Consider the following 277-nt stretch of genomic DNA (forward strand, 5'->3'; position numbering starts at 1 on the left):
CTGGGGCGTGATGCCATGCTCGGTGTTATAGGCCATCTGCTTCTCGCGACGCCGTGACGTCTCCGACATCGCCCGTTCCATCGACCCGGTGATCCGGTCGGCGTAGAGGATCACGCGGCCATCGACGTTGCGCGCCGCGCGCCAGATCGTCTGGATCAGCGACGTCTCCGAGCGCAGGAACCCCTCCTTGTCGGCGTCGAGGATCGCGACCAGCCCGCACTCGGGAATGTCCAACCCCTCGCGCAGCAGGTTGATGCCGATCAGCACGTCATAGACG

The 277-nt window shown here is 65.3% G+C and carries 1 protein-coding gene; it reads right to left on the reverse strand.

Annotated elements, in window-relative coordinates:
* Positions 1 to 277: helicase-related protein (locus AC3II9_RS21750; protein WP_489158768.1), on the reverse strand; the 277-nt coding region annotated here is incomplete at both ends.

It is taken from the genome of Lysinibacillus sp. RU7, assembly GCF_057837305.1.